Source organism: Arthrobacter pascens (genome assembly GCF_017052465.1).
In the GTDB taxonomy this organism is placed as follows: Bacteria; Actinomycetota; Actinomycetes; order Actinomycetales; family Micrococcaceae; genus Arthrobacter; species Arthrobacter pascens.
On the sequence record NZ_JAFHKT010000062.1, the window covers coordinates 1 to 1,008 of the forward strand.

The 1,008-nt window shown below is 66.1% G+C and carries 4 protein-coding genes; all 4 read left to right on the forward strand.

Annotation, left to right across the window (positions count from 1 at the left end):
• Positions 1-293: 293 nt before the first annotated feature.
• Genes JYA52_RS22670 through JYA52_RS22685 form a run of 4 tightly spaced genes read left to right on the forward strand, consistent with a single transcriptional unit; the run spans position 294 to position 964 of the window.
• A complete protein-coding gene (locus JYA52_RS22670; RefSeq protein ID WP_276208507.1) occupies positions 294-419 on the forward strand; it encodes a hypothetical protein in 126 nt (41 codons plus the stop codon).
• A 52-nt stretch (positions 420-471) separates the two neighbouring features.
• On the forward strand, positions 472-597 hold the full coding sequence (locus tag JYA52_RS22675; RefSeq protein WP_276208498.1) for a hypothetical protein: 126 nt from the start codon (positions 472-474) through the stop codon (positions 595-597).
• Positions 598-653: 56 nt separating this feature from the next.
• Positions 654-779, forward strand: coding sequence for a hypothetical protein (locus JYA52_RS22680; RefSeq protein WP_276208508.1), 126 nt, complete (start codon positions 654-656; stop codon positions 777-779).
• A gap of 59 nt (positions 780-838) precedes the next feature.
• Positions 839-964 (forward strand): hypothetical protein, encoded by a 126-nt coding sequence (locus JYA52_RS22685; protein WP_276208509.1) that lies wholly within the window; start codon positions 839-841, stop codon positions 962-964.
• The last annotated feature ends 44 nt before the right edge of the window (positions 965-1,008 follow it).

Below are 1,008 nucleotides of genomic sequence, written 5' to 3' on the forward strand. Positions count from 1 at the left end.
AGAGGGGATCCTGATCATGAAGCGAATAGAAGCATCCAGGATCCACAACAGTCAGCGGATTCACGCACTGGCCAACAACGCCGGACCCGCGGCAACCCAGGAGTTGAAGCCCTCCACACTGACTGACGATCACTGGGGCCAGGACCTGTGGCCGGACTGCTCAGACTGACAGCCACAGAGACAACCAACCCCAGATGGGACCCGCCCCATTCAGCCGATCAAGGATCTCATAGGACCTTGGTGCCACCTCATAGAACACCAGCCCATACCAACCACTCGAAAGGACATTCATCATGTACCGCAAAATCTGGACCACCGCCCTCACCCTCGCTACCGCACTCGGTTTCGCCGCCGCCACCGCCGGCCCCGCCGCGGCCGGGATTGCGATGAACCATTGCGAGCCGCTCGTCCGCCGCTAACCCGCAGCATCCTCCACCCAACCCGCCCGAACCGCCACAGCAGGAGATCATCATGTTCCGCAAAATCTGGACCACCGCCGTCCTGACCGCCACCGCCGTCGGCTTCGCCGCCGCCACCGCCGGCCCCGCCACCGCCGGCGTCGCGATGAACCATTGCGAACCGCTCGTCCGCCGCTAACCAGCTGCATCCCGCACACCAACCCCCCCCGTACCGCCACACCTTAGGAGATCACCATGATCCGCAAAATCTGGACCAGCGCCGTCCTGCTCGCCACCGCCCTGGGCTTCGCCGCCGCAACCGCCGGCCCCGCAGCCGCCGGGCTCAGCTCCAACCATTGCGAACCGCTCGTCCGCCGCTGACCAGCTGCATCCCGCATACCAAACCACACCCAGCACCGCCACACCCTTAGGAGATCATCATGTTCCGCAAAATCTGGACCACCGCCGTACTGACCGCGACCGCCCTCGGCTTCGCCGCCGCCACCGCCGGCCCCGCCACCGCAGGGATCCAGGACAACCAGTGCGAACCGCTCGTCCGCCGCTGACCCGCCGCCGCATTCCCCACCCACCCCACCGCCGCACGCCAGCA

Coding starts and splice junctions, on each gene's coding strand:
- JYA52_RS22685 (WP_276208509.1), top strand. CDS start 839: ATGTTCCGCAAAATCTGGACCACCGCCGTACTGACCGCGACCGCCCTC.
- JYA52_RS22675 (WP_276208498.1), top strand. CDS start 472: ATGTTCCGCAAAATCTGGACCACCGCCGTCCTGACCGCCACCGCCGTC.
- JYA52_RS22670 (WP_276208507.1), top strand. CDS start 294: ATGTACCGCAAAATCTGGACCACCGCCCTCACCCTCGCTACCGCACTC.
- JYA52_RS22680 (WP_276208508.1), top strand. CDS start 654: ATGATCCGCAAAATCTGGACCAGCGCCGTCCTGCTCGCCACCGCCCTG.